Raw genomic sequence first — 14588 nt, forward strand, 5'->3', positions numbered from 1 at the left:
GAATTTTGACTTTTTACTTTAAAAGCAACGATTGCCCACATGAATACGACTACCCGTACATACGATCCCATTGCCTACAAAACTCCCACCGGTACTCAACTGAACTGCAAAGGATGGATACAGGAAGCGGCATTGCGGATGTTGCTGAATAATCTGGACCCGGAAGTGGCCGAGCGGCCGGATGACCTGATCGTGTATGGGGGCAGGGGAAAAGCAGCGCGGAATTTTGAGAGCCTGGACCTGATCATCAAAGCCCTGAAAGATATTGAAGCAGACGAAACCCTGTTGATACAAAGCGGTAAGCCGGTAGGTATTCTGAAAACACATCCGGATGCGCCGAGGGTATTGCTGTCCAATTCACAACTGGTTCCCAAATGGGCCACCTGGGAGCATTTTACCGAGCTGGAGAAAAAGGGATTGATGATGTACGGGCAAATGACAGCTGGTAGCTGGATCTATATCGGTTCGCAGGGAATTGTGCAGGGAACCTATGAAACTTTTGCAGCTCTCGCAGATAAACATTTTGGCGGAACCCTGCGTGGTAAACTTTGTGTAACGGCGGGGTTGGGTGGCATGGGTGGCGCACAGCCTTTATCAGTTACCATGTGTGACGGGGTTTGCCTGGTGGCAGAAGTAGAAGGCTGGCGCATAAACAAAAGACTGGAGACAAAATACCTGGATGTAAAATATGAAGTGATTGATGAAGCCATTGACCGGGCGCTGGATGCCAAAGCCAAAGGGGAAGCATTGAGTATCGGTGTATTGTGCAACGCAGTTAGTTTGCTGCAGCGTTTGTTGGAAAGAAATATTGCAGTGGATGTATTGACGGACCAGACATCTGCACACGATCCCCTGATCGGTTATGTGCCGCATACTTTAACCAATGAAGCTGCGAATGTGCTGCGCGAAAAAGATCCGAAACAATACATTGAACTGAGTTACGATAGTATGAAACTGCATGTGGAACTGATGCTGGAGCTGCAGAAAAAAGGAGCCATCACTTTTGATTATGGCAATAATTTACGGGCACGTGCGCAGGAAAGAGGTTTGCAGAATGCATTTGATTTTCCGGGTTTTGTGCCGGCGTATATCCGTCCATTGTTCTGTGAGGGCAAGGGCCCTTTCCGCTGGGCGGCTTTGAGCGGCGATCCGGCGGATATTGCCGTAACGGATGAACTGATCATACAAATGTTCCCCGAAAATAAAAGCCTGCAGCGCTGGATGAAAATGGCGCGGGAAAGAATTGCTTTCCAGGGATTACCTGCGCGGATCTGCTGGCTGGGACAGGGTGAGAGAGAAAAAGCAGGTCTGGCATTTAATGAACTGGTGCGTACCGGAAAAGTGAAAGCGCCCATTGTGATTGGACGTGATCACCTGGATACAGGATCCGTTGCATCGCCCAACCGCGAAACAGAAGCGATGCTGGATGGCAGTGATGCGGTGGCCGACTGGCCGGTACTGAATGCACTGGTGAATACCGCGGGAGGTGCCAGTTGGGTAAGCCTGCATCATGGCGGCGGTGTGGGTATGGGATATAGTATTCATGCAGGTATGGTGATTGTGGCCGATGGAACCGATGAGGCCGCAGCCAGGCTGGCGCGTGTATTACGCAACGATCCGGGTATGGGTGTGATCAGGCATGCAGATGCGGGGTATGATATAGCATTGGATACTTTGCGGAAATATCATCTGTCCATTACCGATCGATTAAAATAAGGCGGAACCAGCGGAAACCTTTATTTTCATTCCTGTTGTTATTCAAATCGGGTTTCCAGCACATGAGAAAAATTTATTTGCTTGCCCTTTTACTAGTGGCATCTTATTCTATGCATGCCCAGAAAAGAGGGCAGGCGAGGATCGACTCCCTGCTTTCCCAACTTCCTGCCATGGCCGAAGATACGGGCAAGGCGAAGCTGATGATTGATCTGTCGAATGTATATGCAGATATCAATCCTGCAGAAGGCATCCGTTACGGAGAATCGGCCCGGGAACTGTCTGAGAAAAAACAATATACCCGCGGACTGATGGATGCCTATAACGCCATTGGTGTAAACTACAAGATCAAAGGCGATTTTGACAGATCGATCGGTTATCATAACAGGGCTTACGCCATTGCGGAACAACTGGCAGAAAAAAAAACGATGGCGGGCTCTTTGGGTAGTATTGGTTCTAATTATCTCTATCAGGGCGCTTATCCCAAAGCGCTGGAGAATTACCTGAAAGCCCTGAAAATGCACGAAGAAACCGGTAACAAAGCCGGTATGGGATCTGTGATCGGTAATATCGGTAATGTATATTCCTATCTGAAGGAATACGAAAAATCATTGGCTTATTACGAGCGGGCTATCCGCATTTATGAGGAGTTGGGTAATAAAGCAGGTGTTGCCGCGTATACCGGAAATGCCGGGTATATTTATCTCTACCAGCATAATTTTTCCAAAGCCATCGAATATATCAGCCGTGCTTTGCAGGTGAATGAAAGCCTGGGTAACCTGAATGCGATTGCCGGTAACTCGCAGGGCATTGGCAGAGTTTACCAAACGCAGCGTAATTATGTAAAAGCGATTACCTACTACGAAAAAGCATTGCAGATAGCTGAAAAAGTGGGCAATAAAATTGCCATTGCGCAGAACCTGTTAACCATGGGCGAAGTGTACCTGCAGGCGGCCAAAGACACGGTTGCTTCTCCATTCAGCGGCGAACTGTCTACCCGCAAAGGATTACTCACCAAAGCTTTGGCCAATGCCAACCGTGCCATAACTCTTCGTAAGGAGGCCAAAGATGTTAACGGGCTGAACTTTGCCTATGACACCAAATCGGAAGTTGAATTACAATTGGGAGATGCGGTTTCGGCACTGGCTTCTTACAAAGAACATATCACTTACCGCGATAGTGTGTTTAATCTTGAAAAAACAAAAGAGATCAACCGCCGCGAACTGCAGTATGAATTTGGTAAACGCGAAGACTCCTTGAAATACCAGCAGTTAGTAACCAGTCAGCAACTGGTACAGCAGCAATTACTCGGCAAACAGCAGCAGCAGCAATTGCTGCTGGTGGGTAAAGAGAAAGACCTGCAACGGCTTACTTATTTACAGCAACAGGCCACCCTGCAGCGCGAAAAGGAACAACAGGCTTCGCAGATGGAGAAAAATACACTGGAAGCGAGGTTGGCCAAAGATATCAGCGACAAACAGATTGCCCAGCAGCTGCTGGAGATCCGGTTTAACCAAAAGCTGACCTGGTTCCTCGCGATTGGTATGGGATTGATACTGTTGATTGCCGTACTGATTTTTCAGAACCAGCGCAGAACCCGGAAACTGAATACAATTATCAGTAAACAGAAATCAGAACTGGAAGAACTGGGTTATGTGAAAGACCGGATCTTCAGTGTGGTGAGTCATGATATGCGTTCGCCGGTAAATACGCTGATCTCTTTTATTGATATTCTCGAAGATGCGGATATCCCTGCCGATAAATTACGCTTGTATGCGGCCACTTTGAAAAACCAGTTACAACATACTTCTGTGCTGATGGAAAACCTGTTGAACTGGGCATCGAGTCAGATGAAAGGTTTTACTCCCAGCATTGTTCCGGTGCCGGTAAAAGAACTGGTCAATGAAACAGTGGCTGTTTTGCAGAAACAGGCCGATGAAAAAAACATCCGCATCATCAATCAGACGGATGAAGGGTTGATTGCCTCAGCCGACAGAAACATGCTGGCACTCGTGATACGCAATACGATCAGTAATGCCATCAAATTTACACCCAATGGAGGTGCTATCGAGATCAGTGCTCTACAGAAAGAGGGGCAGGTATCCATCAAAATAAAAGATAACGGCACAGGTATGCCGGTTGAAAAAGTCACAGCCTTCAATGATCCCGTTTATCTCCAGTCGCTCGATACCCAACGCGGAACTGATGGAGAAACTGGCACGGGATTGGGTTTGCTCTTATGCAAAACATTTACCGTATTGATGCAGGGGAATATCCGGGTAGAGAGCAAACAAGGAGAGGGGAGTGAGTTTACGGTGGTGTTGCCAGCGGCGTAAAGGGAGGGAATATCGAATAACGAACAGGGAACGCCGAATACTGAACGGAGGACAAAGAACAGACGAACAGATGAACAAAAAAGAAGAGCCACAAATGCGCACGATGTTAAGTGACGAATTTGTGGCTCTTGCATTCATTAGGTAATAATGGAAATGTCAGCTGCAAAACTTCGACATTCGATATTCCCTGATCGATATTCGATATTCAAACGAAGCGCTCAGCTTCCTCTCGATCCACCGGTTTTGATCGGTTTCTTACCGCCGCCCATGGGTTTGGCTGCATTGGGTTTGGCAATGAACTTGGATCCCTGCAGTCCACCCTTGGTGCTCTTGCTGCCGGGTTTACCGCTGTTTTTATTGTTTACTGGTAATGCCATATTGCATGATTTTGTGTGAAAGAATCTGCAGTAAGATAAACAGTTTCCCGCTATTGTCCAACAGAATTTACGGATGACGGATTAACGGATGACGGATCTTGTTTTGAAAATTGTTATTCGTCAGCTTTGTGACTTGCTGGGGAGATTGTATATTGGTTATGTTTAAAACAATTTTATGGGCAAAGGCAGACTGGAAGCTTTTAGTGATGGGGTGCTGGCGATCATCATCACGATCATGGTACTGGAAATGAAAGTGCCGCATGGGGCCGCCTGGGAAGATCTGCAACCGCTGGCACCGGTATTCATGAGTTATATCCTCAGTTTTGTATATGTGGGCATTTACTGGAACAATCATCACCACCTGCTGCATGCCGCTCACCAGATCAATGGAAAAATCATGTGGGCCAATAATCATTTACTGTTCTGGCTTTCGCTGATGCCCTTTTCTTCCGGCTGGATGGGAGAGAATCATTTTGCACCACTGCCTACTGCTGTTTTCGGGCTGGATCTGCTCATGGCTGCGATCGCCTATTTTATACTGGCCCGTTGCCTGGTGGGTTTGCATGGAAAAGATTCTACCATTGGCAGGGCCCTGGGCATGGATGTTAAAGGAAAAATTTCTGTTGTTGTATATGCCCTTGCCATCCCCCTCGCATTTGTAGCCGGGTGGATCAGTCTGCTGTTGTATGCATTGGTGGCGGTGATGTGGTTAATACCGGATAAACGGATTGAGTTGAAATTAGCAGAAGAGCATTCCGAATTAAAAATTAAAAATTAAAAATTCGCGAATCCGTCATCCGCCAATCCTTACGCAAGTCTCCGGTTTAGCTCGTCATCTATCTTCTTAAAAAGATGATAAGGTTTGTACACACGCCAATCGGGTAACTCCATGAGCTCGATATAGTAGTTCAGTTTCTTTTTCCTGAAATCCTGCTGGGTGGCTTCGGGCATATTCAGGGAAACGATCCAGCCATTCTGTTCGCTGGTTTCTTCGTACCATTCCTGGTAATATTCTTTATCGCTGCTGTGAAAGTTGAGTACGTTCTCGGTGATGATAATGTATTTGTAAATGCCCTGTTTGTATAACAGATCCATCACTTCCCGCTTCAGTTCCATGATATCATTCTCGATGGCATCATTCCATTCGCCCAATAATTCCATGATGGCGAAATTGAGTTCATAATCCACATAAATGATCTTGATGTAGAGTGTACGGCTGCCAAAATCATCCCATTGCGGATGGATATAATAATTGTACACGGTTTGCGAAAATTCAAACTCGCTGTAAGTTCTGCCAAAAAAAGGAGAGCGGGGGTCTTCCTCCGCTATATAAATATGCCGCCAGTTATAAAAAGGTTCTATTTCGTGCATATTATATCTAAGAGGCCGAAGCGGCTTCTACTGCTTTTTTGACACTGCCGTGTTTCAACAGCAGGTCTTTGGCTTTTTCATAGTCGGCCAGTTGCAGGTTATCCATCACCATTTTTACGCCACGGTCAACCAGTTTTACATTACTCAACTGCATGTTCACCATTTTGTTGTCTTCCACCCTACCCAGTTGTATCATAACCGTGCTGGAGATCATGTTCAGCACCAGTTTCTGTGCGGTACCGCTTTTCATACGGGTGCTTCCGGTAATGAATTCGGGGCCAACCACTACTTCTACCGGAAAATCAGCTTCTGCCGATACAGGAGAATTCGGGTTACAGCTGATACTACCGGTAATAATGCCTCTTTTACGGCATTGTTTTAAAGCACCAATTACATACGGCGTGGTACCACTCGCTGCCAGGCCCACCACTACATCTTTATCGCTTACAAAATGTTTCTGCAGATCGCTCCAGCCTTCGTCTATACTGTCTTCTGCAAATTCAACCGCCTGGGTTATGGCTTTTTCGCCCCCTGCGATGAGACCGATCACCAATCCGTAAGGAACCCCGAAAGTGGGCGGACATTCACTCGCATCCACAATACCCAACCGGCCACTGGTACCGGCACCGATATAAAACAACCTTCCGCCGGCCAGCATTTTATCGCTGATGGCGGCAGTGAGTTTTTCGATCTGTGGGATCGCTTTGTTAACCGCTTCGGGTACGGTACGGTCTTCCGTATTGATATTCTGTAATAATTCAAGGATCGACATCTTCTCCAGATGACGGTAAGTAGACGATTGTTCGGTTACTTTAATAAAGTCTGACATGCCAGTAGTTTAACGGTGATACGTTAGTAATCCCTGCATCGGGGCCTTAATCACTTTGCCCAGTTCCAGTTCATAGGAATTGCAAAGGTCCTTTAATACATCTCTAAAACCAAATGCAATACTGCCGATGAAATGGATAGGTAAGGTCCAGCTTTCCCGGTACTTGTATAAATGAGTGAAAAAGAAGTCGTTCAGCCCATCTTCAATAATATTTTCTATCATATAATGCCCCCGGTTCTCGGCCAGAAAGATGGCGTAGGAAGCCAGGTAACGGTTGGCTAACGGTTGTTTGTACACATGGTCAAGGATCTCAATGGTAGATACCTGGAAGCGTTTTTCAAAACGGGCCATCAGTTCCTCATCAAACGTATTGTACAGGTAATACTGTACTACTTTTTTGCCGAGATAGGCACCACTGCCTTCATCGCCCAGTACATAACCCAGTCCGGGACTGTTTTTGACGATCTTTTTGCCATCATAATAGCAGGAGTTGGACCCCGTTCCGAGGATGCAGGCAATGCCTTTTGATCTGCCACATAAGGCCCGTGCCGCTGCCAGCAGGTCGGTCTGTACTTCTATGACAGACGCCGGGAACAGCGATTTCAGCACTTTTTTAACAATCGCGGCATTGTCTTTATTGCTCAATCCGGTACCGTAAAAATGGATCCTTTCGGGTACGACCTGTTTCAGTTTGGGGAGTAATTCCTTTTGTAACAGCGCTTTGATCTGGGCCTCGCTCAGGAAATAAGGACTGATGCCCTGGGTTAAGATGGTTTTATTCCTGTTGCCCTGTACCAGCCGCCATTCGCATTTGGTAGCGCCACTGTCTGCAATCAAAATAACGGGCATAATCTCTGGTTGAATGTTAGGTATCAAGTTCCGGATGCGAATTTACGACAACAATCAAATAGTTGCGGTTATTATCGCACACAACTTATGCCATTCATCCTAAATAGCAAACCTTTGCGGGCATTCAAACTTTAATATGGATATTTGCGTTTGTTATAAAAGATCCTAAGATTCGTATATATGGGAAGTAAAAAACTGCAGATCTGGCTGCCCGTTCTTTTCGCTGTTGTGATGGTGATCGGGATGGCTATCGGCTATCAATTAAAGGATAAAACCCTCGGTAACCGTTTTTTTAATCTTTCGCGCAGAACCTCCCTGCAGGAACTGGTGGAGCTGATCAAGGGCAAATATGTAGACAAAGTATCTTCCGACAGTATCAACCAGCTGGCTGCAGATGAACTTTTATCGCACCTGGATCCCCATTCGGTGTATATCCCTGCCGACCACCTGAAGGAAGTGAATGAGGAGATGATGGGCAATTTTCAGGGTATCGGGGTGGAGTTTCAACTGCTGGATGATACCGTGCATGTGATGCATGTGATGGAAGATGGTCCCTCGGCCAAAGTAGGACTGAAAGTGGGCGATAAAATGCTGCTGGTAAATGATTCGGTATCCGTAGCAGGTAAAAAACTGCAACCCGATGATATCCGTAAACTTTTACGTGGTCCGATGGATACGAAAGTGAAAGTGCAGGTGTTAAGAGGAACTGAGAAAAAAGAAGTAGTGATTACCCGTGGGGTGATACCGGTATCGCCGGTAGATGCCGCTTATATCATTGCCCCCGGAACCGGTTATATCCGCATCAACAAATTCGCGGAGCGTACCTACGAAGCGTTTATGCAGCAAACGGAAAAACTGCAGCAACAGGGCATGAAACAACTGATCCTTGACCTGCGGGGCAATGGGGGCGGACTGATGAAAGAAGCCACTGATATTGCAGATGAGTTTTTAAGTGGCGACAAACTGATCGTTTATACCGAAGGGGAACATGTACCCCGTTATGAATACCGTTGCAAACGGAACGGCATTTTTGAGACCGGTAAACTGGAAGTATTGATAGATGAAGGTTCTGCTTCCGCCAGTGAAGTGCTGGCAGGAGCTTTGCAGGATTGGGACAGGGCCACCATTATCGGTCGCCGCTCTTTTGGCAAAGGCCTTGTACAGCAGCAGTTCCAGTTAACCGATGGCAGTGCGGTTCGCCTGACCATTGCGCGTTATTACTCGCCGCTGGGAAGAAATATCCAGAAACCCTACAGCAAAGGCAAGGCAGAATATGAGGAAGAGCTGGCTGAACGGTTTCACAATGGCGAAGTGGTAAAAGGAGATACCTCTAAACAAACCGGTAAACCGTATAAAACCCCTGCTGGAAGGATTGTGTACGGTGGCGGTGGTATTACCCCCGATGTATTTGTGCCCTTTGACACTACCCGCATGGAATCTGACCTGTTGAAAATGTATTACAAAGGCACTATCGGCAATTTTGTGTACCGGTATTATATGCAGAACCAGGCTTTTTTTGATGGCATTCCCAATGCGGCGGCACTGGCTACCCGTTTTGTGCCGGGTGAGAAGGAGTGGGCCGGATTGAGCGGTTATGCCCGCAGGGACAGTGTGGACCTGTCTGGTGTAACAGCAAAGGGTAAACGGGAAATATTGAAAAGGATCCAGGTAATGATGGCCAGACAGATCTGGCGTACAGAAGGCTATTTTGAAGTGAGTAACCTGCGCGATGAAACGGTGCAGAAAGCGCTGCAGGGACTTAAATAGCCTCGCAGGCAGGCATTCGCAGGAGAAGTTGCCGGATTTGTGTTTTTTCTTATTAGATTGCGCCCGGTTTACCACCAAAACGATCACAACAAACAAGGAATATGACTATTGAACAGTTTAAGGAATTAACATTGGAAGCGAAACTGCAGGTCTTGAAAAAATCCGGCGAATTACTGGGTTCTTACGAGCGTAACAATGAGAACGGCGGTCCGAAAACCCCGGGTGATATTTATGCAGTGCATGATTTCTGGGTATACCTGAGTGATGATGAAGAAACCATCGTTCCTTCCCGCAGAAATCCTTTGCCAAAGGAAGAAGAAGAAGAATAATAATTTTCCATCGCATCCCGTACCTGTTCTCCCGGGTTGGCCAGATCATCGGCCGGCCTGTAATGGATAGGGTATTTCATACCATTTCCCCTGCAAAGGGGATTTTTTATTTACAAGGAGTTACGCAGGGTTAAAGCAAAGGGGATAGCTATCTGCTGCATCGATTGTTCGAGAATGAGTTCGGCGGTTTTTTCGCCCATCAGCTGAAAGTCGGTGGAGATGGTGGTGATGCCGTTAAGGATAATCTTTTTCAAAGGAGTTTCGTTGTAAGAGATCACACCTACATGTTTGCCCAGTTTCATTTTGGTGGCCAGCACTTTTTCCAGCAAAATCACCAGGTCATCTTCCATGAGGTTGATGTATACTTCGCCTTCTTTGATGGGTTCGTTGGCGATCTGGTGTACCACTTTGTAGTTGAAAGCATACTGCTGACAGAATCGGGTAAAACCCTGTAAGATCTCCTGCGGATGATAGGTATAAAAGGGAACGATGATTTTGATGGTATGGTATTTGGCCAGCTGCGGCAGGGCTTTTTCCAGTGCACTGTAAATATCTTTCTCAAAATTCTCATATACCGCTCCGAAAGTTCCTTCCATACCCGGTACCAGTTTGTCGAGCAGGATCAGTTTATGTTTCGGGATGGCATTCAGCACATCATGCGCATGATCTCCTCCCACCATAAAATGCGGAATGATCACATAATGCGAATAATCCTTCGCAGCATTCTGTAGCAGCCTTTTGAAAAAATCAAAATCATTGTTGTAGATATAAAAATCGATGGAAGCCAGTTCGCCCAGCGATGCTACCAACGCATCGTAAATGATCTTTTTATGCGGACTCAGTTTATTGAACAGCAAAAAGATCTTTCGTTGCTGTTTCGGGTTGGCATTTTTTACAAAATAGCCCTTGCCCGGTACCGAGCCGAGTACGCCGATCGATTTTAAATATTTATATCCTTTTTCTGCCGTATCGCGGGCTATCTCAAACTCAAAACTCAATTCGTTAATGGAGGGAAGCATATCATCTTTCCGGATCCGTCCTTCCGCAATGGCTCTGATAATGGATTGTGCCAGCTGCAGGTACTTGGGGGTAGCTGAATAGTAGTCGATGGAAAGATGCTGAAAAATGTTTTTTTTCTTCATAGCTATCGCTGCAGTAGCCAAACTTACTGATTCTGGCGCCAAACTGATGATACCTTGTATTTTTAGGGAAGAATTCAGGGGCTTTGCCGGGATAAGCATGACGGTACATGACAGCAAATACCTCATAGCCAATAGCTTTGAAATCAGTAAATTCAATTTTGCTTAGCCATCCTGAAAATAACTGCTCATGGGTATCCTCTTTGGTGTCATTTTCCATTTTATCGGCGGTTTTGCCTCCGGAAGTTTTTACATGCCTTTCAAAAAAGTAAAAGGCTGGAGTTGGGAAAGCTTCTGGATCGTAGGTGGTATATTTTCCTGGCTGATCGTTCCGCCGGTGGCGGCATGGCTGACCATACCCGGTTTTGCAGAAATCATCCGCAACAGTTCCTCACAGATTCTGGGAACTACTTTTCTTATGGGTTTACTCTGGGGTATTGGCGGCTTGCTGTATGGATTGGGTGTTCGGTACCTGGGCATGAGCCTGGGTAATTCGGTGATCCTTGGTTTCTGTTCCGCATTCGGTTCCCTGATTCCCGCCCTCTATTACAATTATGTGCCAACGCCCGGTAAAGAAAAACAAACACTGGATTTTATGCTGCACAATACCGGCGGTCAGTGGGTATTGGTGGGGGTATTGGTTTGTATCCTGGGTATCGCTATCTGCGGTCGGGCCGGTATGCTGAAAGAGAAGGAGATCAGTGATGAACATAAAAAAGCCTCGGTAGCCGAGTTCAGTTTGGTAAAAGGATTGATCATTGCAACCATTTCCGGCATCCTCAGTGCCTTCTTTAATTTTGGTATCGAAGCCGGTAAACCCATGGCAGAGATCGCCAATACCAACTGGCAGCTGGCACATCCCGGTGAAGGAAATTTTCTCTTCCAGAACAATGTAATTTTTGTGGTGATCTTATGGGGTGGCTTAACCACCAATTTTATCTGGTGTATGATCCTGAATGCCCGTAACAAAACTTTTGGTGATTATACCAACCGCAAAACACCGTTAACGGGAAACTATCTTTTTTCGGCACTGGCTGGTACTACCTGGTTTCTCCAGTTCTTTTTCTATGGGATGGGCGAAAGTAAACTGGGTAATGGCGCCAGCTCCTGGATCCTGCACATGTCTTTCATTATACTCGTGGCCAATATGTGGGGTATCATGCTGAAAGAGTGGAAGGGGGTGAGTGGTAAAACAAGAGCAACGATCATCATAGGGATACTTACCATCATGGCTTCGGTAATGATTGTAGGGTATGGCAATTCCCTTCCCAAATAAATTAACTATATCAAACTGTAACTGTGAAGCAAGCAAAAGACTTTAAACATGTAAGTTATCTGTGGGACGATGCAAAAGCTGCATCTATGGCCGGAGATGAAGTAGCACTGCTGATCTATCGTTCCAACCTGTTGGGCGCAGATCTGCGTTTAACCAATTATGGAGGTGGTAATACTTCCTGTAAACTGATGGCGAAAGACCCGCTAACGGGAGAAGATACCGAAGTAATGTGGGTGAAGGGCAGTGGTGGCGATCTGGGCACCCTTAAAAAAAGCGGACTGGCCGCATTGTATGTGAACCGCCTGCATAACCTGCAGAAAGTATACCGCGGTATTGCCCATGAAGATGAAATGGTGGCTTTGTTTAATCACTGCATTTTTGATCTTGATTCAAAAGCACCATCGATCGATACACCGCTGCATGGATTTCTTCCCTTCAAACATATCGATCATCTGCATCCTGATGCAGCCATTGCCATTGCAGCGGCCAGAGATGGAAAAAAAATCACACAGGAACTGTTTAAAGGAACCATCGGCTGGGTAGATTGGCAAAGGCCAGGTTTTGATCTCGGGTTACAACTCAAAGCATGCCTCGCAGAAAACCCCGGCATCCGCGGTATTATGCTGGGATCGCATGGTTTGTTTACCTGGGGCGATACGGCTTATGAAAGTTATGTGAATACACTGGAAGTGATTGAACAGTGCGCGACTTTCATAGAAACCGCAGTAGCATCTAAAAAAGTATTCGAAGGAGAAAAGATCGCTGCGCTGCCTAAAGAAAAACGCAGACCGCAGGCAGCAGCACTGGCACCGGTTTTACGGGGTTTCTGTTCTACACATACTAAAATGGTGGGCCATTTTACGGATGATGAAAGGGTATTAACCTTCATCAACTCTCATGCATTGGGCAGACTGGCACCCATGGGTACTTCCTGTCCAGATCATTTTCTGCGTACCAAGATCAGTCCCTTGGTACTGGCGTTATCTCCGGATCAAAACCTGGAAGATGTATCTGCGCTTCAACAACAACTGGCGCCCGTTTTTGAAGAATACCGGAAAATGTATGCCGAATATTACAACAGTTGTAAACATGCCAACAGTCCGGCCATGCGTGATGCCAATCCGGTAGTGATCTTATATCCCGGGGTAGGTATGTTCACTTACGCTGCCAACAAACAAACAGCCCGAGTGGCGGCGGAGTTTTATACGAATGCGATCAATGTGATGCGCGGTGCAGAAGCGATCTCTGCCTACACCTCACTTCCCCGGCAGGAAGCCTTCAATATCGAATACTGGTTACTGGAAGAAGCCAAACTGCAACGGATGCCCAAGCCCAAAGCTTTGTCGGGCAGGGTGGCATTGGTTACCGGTAGTGCCGGTGGTATCGGTAAAGCCATTGCAAAAAAAATGGCGGAGGAAGGTGCCTGTATCGTGGTGAATGACAATGATGCAGACCGCTTGTCAAAAGCAAATGCCGAGCTGCAACAACAGTATGGCAAAGATGTATTTACCACTGTGTTACTCGATGTGACCAATGGCGATGCAGTAAGGCATGCCTACGATCAGGCAGCATTATATTTTGGTGGAGTAGATATTGTGGTGAACTGTGCCGGATTATCCATTTCAAAACCACTGGAAGAACATACGGAAAAAGACTGGGATCTTTTATACAATGTACTGGTAAAAGGCCAGTTCCTGGTTACACAGGCAGGTGTGAATATGATGCGCAAACAGGGAACCGGAGGAGATGTTATCAATATCGTCAGTAAGAATGCATTGATGAGTGGTCCTAATAATGCCGGTTATGGTTCCGCCAAAGCGGCACAATTGCATTTGAGTCGCCTGAATGCAGCCGAACTGGGAAAGGATAAGATCCGTGTAAATGTGGTGAATCCCGATGCAGTAATCACCGACAGCAAGATATGGGAAGGTGCCTGGGCCGAAGGAAGAGCGAAAGCTTACCAGGTTACCGTAGCAGAATTGCCTGCTTACTATGCGAAACGTACCCTGTTGAACGAGATCATTCATCCCTCCGATATCGCCGATGCCTGTTTTGCATTGGTAGGAGGATTGTTAACCAAATCAACCGGTAATGTATTGAATGTAGATGGCGGAATTGCTGCCGCATTTGTAAGATGATATGGTCAATTGTCAATGGGCAATTGTGAATGGTGAATGGTCAATAGGATATTCTATCAATCAGTAGCCATTCCCAATTCACCATTGCCCATTCACCATTCACAACTGCCTATTCACCACTCACAACTCACCACTATGCCTCGTGTCGCTTTTAAAATGCAGTTGCACAAAGGATTTGAAGAAGAATATGCGCGCCGTCACCGGCGGATATGGCCCGAGCTGGCGCAATTGCTGCATGAATCAGGCATTGAAGACTATTCCATTTTTTTGGATGAAACCACGCTTGAATTATTTGGTGTGTTGAAAATAAAAGACAAAACCCTGCTGGAAAAGTTGCCAGCCAGTCCGGTAATGCAGAAATGGTGGGCCTACATGAAAGATATCATGGAATCTCATCCGGATCATTCGCCGGTAAGTGTACCTTTAAAAGAAGTTTTTTATCTGCCATAAATTATACAGTTAAC

General features: G+C 46.4%; 13 protein-coding genes. 8 read left to right on the top strand and 5 right to left on the bottom strand.

The window, feature by feature from the left end; all coding sequences use genetic code 11:
• Positions 1-39 precede the first annotated feature (39 nt).
• The gene (gene hutU / locus AC1RNB_RS08315; RefSeq protein ID WP_493082206.1) at positions 40-1716 is read left to right on the top strand and encodes a urocanate hydratase; all 1677 of its coding nucleotides are present in this window, start codon (positions 40-42) and stop codon (positions 1714-1716) included.
• A gap of 62 nt (positions 1717-1778) precedes the next feature.
• The gene (locus AC1RNB_RS08320; RefSeq protein ID WP_493082207.1) at positions 1779-4049 is read left to right on the top strand and encodes a tetratricopeptide repeat-containing sensor histidine kinase; all 2271 of its coding nucleotides are present in this window, start codon (positions 1779-1781) and stop codon (positions 4047-4049) included.
• A 218-nt stretch (positions 4050-4267) separates the two neighbouring features.
• Here the strand turns inward: AC1RNB_RS08320 and AC1RNB_RS08325 are convergent, their stop codons facing one another.
• Positions 4268-4426, bottom strand: a complete 159-nt coding sequence (locus AC1RNB_RS08325) for a hypothetical protein (RefSeq protein WP_493082208.1) — start codon at positions 4424-4426, stop codon at positions 4268-4270.
• Between the two features lie 175 nt (positions 4427-4601).
• Here AC1RNB_RS08325 and AC1RNB_RS08330 point away from each other — a divergent pair, with 175 nt between their 5' ends.
• Entirely contained in the window at positions 4602-5204 is a 603-nt protein-coding gene (locus AC1RNB_RS08330; protein WP_493082209.1) for a TMEM175 family protein, read from the top strand.
• A 29-nt stretch (positions 5205-5233) separates the two neighbouring features.
• Here the strand turns inward: AC1RNB_RS08330 and AC1RNB_RS08335 are convergent, their stop codons facing one another.
• Genes AC1RNB_RS08335 through AC1RNB_RS08345 form a run of 3 tightly spaced genes read right to left on the bottom strand, consistent with a single transcriptional unit; the run spans position 5234 to position 7475 of the window.
• Positions 5234-5797, bottom strand: a complete 564-nt coding sequence (locus AC1RNB_RS08335; RefSeq protein WP_493082210.1) for a hypothetical protein — start codon at positions 5795-5797, stop codon at positions 5234-5236.
• Positions 5798-5804: 7 nt separating this feature from the next.
• The gene (gene murQ, locus AC1RNB_RS08340) at positions 5805-6626 is read right to left on the bottom strand and encodes an N-acetylmuramic acid 6-phosphate etherase (protein WP_493082211.1); all 822 of its coding nucleotides are present in this window, start codon (positions 6624-6626) and stop codon (positions 5805-5807) included.
• A 9-nt stretch (positions 6627-6635) separates the two neighbouring features.
• A complete protein-coding gene (locus AC1RNB_RS08345) occupies positions 6636-7475 on the bottom strand; it encodes an N-acetylglucosamine kinase (protein ID WP_493082212.1) in 840 nt (279 codons plus the stop codon).
• 180 nt (positions 7476-7655) lie between these two features.
• On the opposite strand from AC1RNB_RS08345, the gene AC1RNB_RS08350 reads away from it, so the two are divergent.
• Together AC1RNB_RS08350 and AC1RNB_RS08355 are read left to right on the top strand one after the other, a co-directional pair.
• Positions 7656-9242 carry a S41 family peptidase gene (locus tag AC1RNB_RS08350; RefSeq protein ID WP_493082213.1) on the top strand — a complete coding sequence of 529 codons (1587 nt, stop codon included), beginning with the start codon at positions 7656-7658 and terminating at the stop codon, positions 9240-9242.
• 101 nt (positions 9243-9343) lie between these two features.
• Positions 9344-9571: a hypothetical protein gene (locus AC1RNB_RS08355; protein WP_493082214.1), complete on the top strand. Its 228-nt coding sequence runs from the start codon at positions 9344-9346 to the stop codon at positions 9569-9571.
• A gap of 110 nt (positions 9572-9681) precedes the next feature.
• Here AC1RNB_RS08355 and AC1RNB_RS08360 read toward each other — a convergent pair whose 3' ends face one another.
• Complete coding sequence (locus AC1RNB_RS08360) at positions 9682-10713, bottom strand: GntR family transcriptional regulator (protein ID WP_493082215.1); 1032 nt, start codon at positions 10711-10713, stop codon at positions 9682-9684.
• A gap of 187 nt (positions 10714-10900) precedes the next feature.
• Here AC1RNB_RS08360 and rhaT point away from each other — a divergent pair, with 187 nt between their 5' ends.
• Genes rhaT through rhaM form a run of 3 tightly spaced genes read left to right on the top strand, consistent with a single transcriptional unit; the run spans position 10901 to position 14574 of the window.
• Positions 10901-11986, top strand: a complete 1086-nt coding sequence (gene rhaT / locus AC1RNB_RS08365) for an L-rhamnose/proton symporter RhaT (RefSeq protein ID WP_493082216.1) — start codon at positions 10901-10903, stop codon at positions 11984-11986.
• A gap of 23 nt (positions 11987-12009) precedes the next feature.
• Positions 12010-14124, top strand: coding sequence for a bifunctional aldolase/short-chain dehydrogenase (locus AC1RNB_RS08370; protein ID WP_493082217.1), 2115 nt, complete (start codon positions 12010-12012; stop codon positions 14122-14124).
• Between the two features lie 36 nt (positions 14125-14160).
• Complete coding sequence (rhaM, locus tag AC1RNB_RS08375; protein ID WP_493082218.1) at positions 14161-14574, top strand: L-rhamnose mutarotase; 414 nt, start codon at positions 14161-14163, stop codon at positions 14572-14574.
• Positions 14575-14588 lie beyond the last annotated feature (14 nt).

The organism is Sediminibacterium sp. GW821-FHT12F12, from assembly GCF_058806635.1.

Excerpts from the sequence above, each read along its gene's own strand:
- AC1RNB_RS08320 (WP_493082207.1), top strand. The coding sequence starts at position 1,779 with ATGAGAAAAATTTATTTGCTTGCCCTTTTACTAGTGGCATCTTATTCT.
- AC1RNB_RS08335 (WP_493082210.1), bottom strand. The coding sequence starts at position 5,797 with ATGCACGAAATAGAACCTTTTTATAACTGGCGGCATATTTATATAGCG.
- rhaT (WP_493082216.1), top strand. The coding sequence starts at position 10,901 with ATGGGTATCCTCTTTGGTGTCATTTTCCATTTTATCGGCGGTTTTGCC.
- AC1RNB_RS08355 (WP_493082214.1), top strand. The coding sequence starts at position 9,344 with ATGACTATTGAACAGTTTAAGGAATTAACATTGGAAGCGAAACTGCAG.
- hutU (WP_493082206.1), top strand. The coding sequence starts at position 40 with ATGAATACGACTACCCGTACATACGATCCCATTGCCTACAAAACTCCC.
- AC1RNB_RS08360 (WP_493082215.1), bottom strand. The coding sequence starts at position 10,713 with ATGAAGAAAAAAAACATTTTTCAGCATCTTTCCATCGACTACTATTCA.
- AC1RNB_RS08325 (WP_493082208.1), bottom strand. The coding sequence starts at position 4,426 with ATGGCATTACCAGTAAACAATAAAAACAGCGGTAAACCCGGCAGCAAG.
- AC1RNB_RS08350 (WP_493082213.1), top strand. The coding sequence starts at position 7,656 with ATGGGAAGTAAAAAACTGCAGATCTGGCTGCCCGTTCTTTTCGCTGTT.
- rhaM (WP_493082218.1), top strand. The coding sequence starts at position 14,161 with ATGGTCAATAGGATATTCTATCAATCAGTAGCCATTCCCAATTCACCA.
- AC1RNB_RS08330 (WP_493082209.1), top strand. The coding sequence starts at position 4,602 with ATGGGCAAAGGCAGACTGGAAGCTTTTAGTGATGGGGTGCTGGCGATC.
- AC1RNB_RS08345 (WP_493082212.1), bottom strand. The coding sequence starts at position 7,475 with ATGCCCGTTATTTTGATTGCAGACAGTGGCGCTACCAAATGCGAATGG.
- murQ (WP_493082211.1), bottom strand. The coding sequence starts at position 6,626 with ATGTCAGACTTTATTAAAGTAACCGAACAATCGTCTACTTACCGTCAT.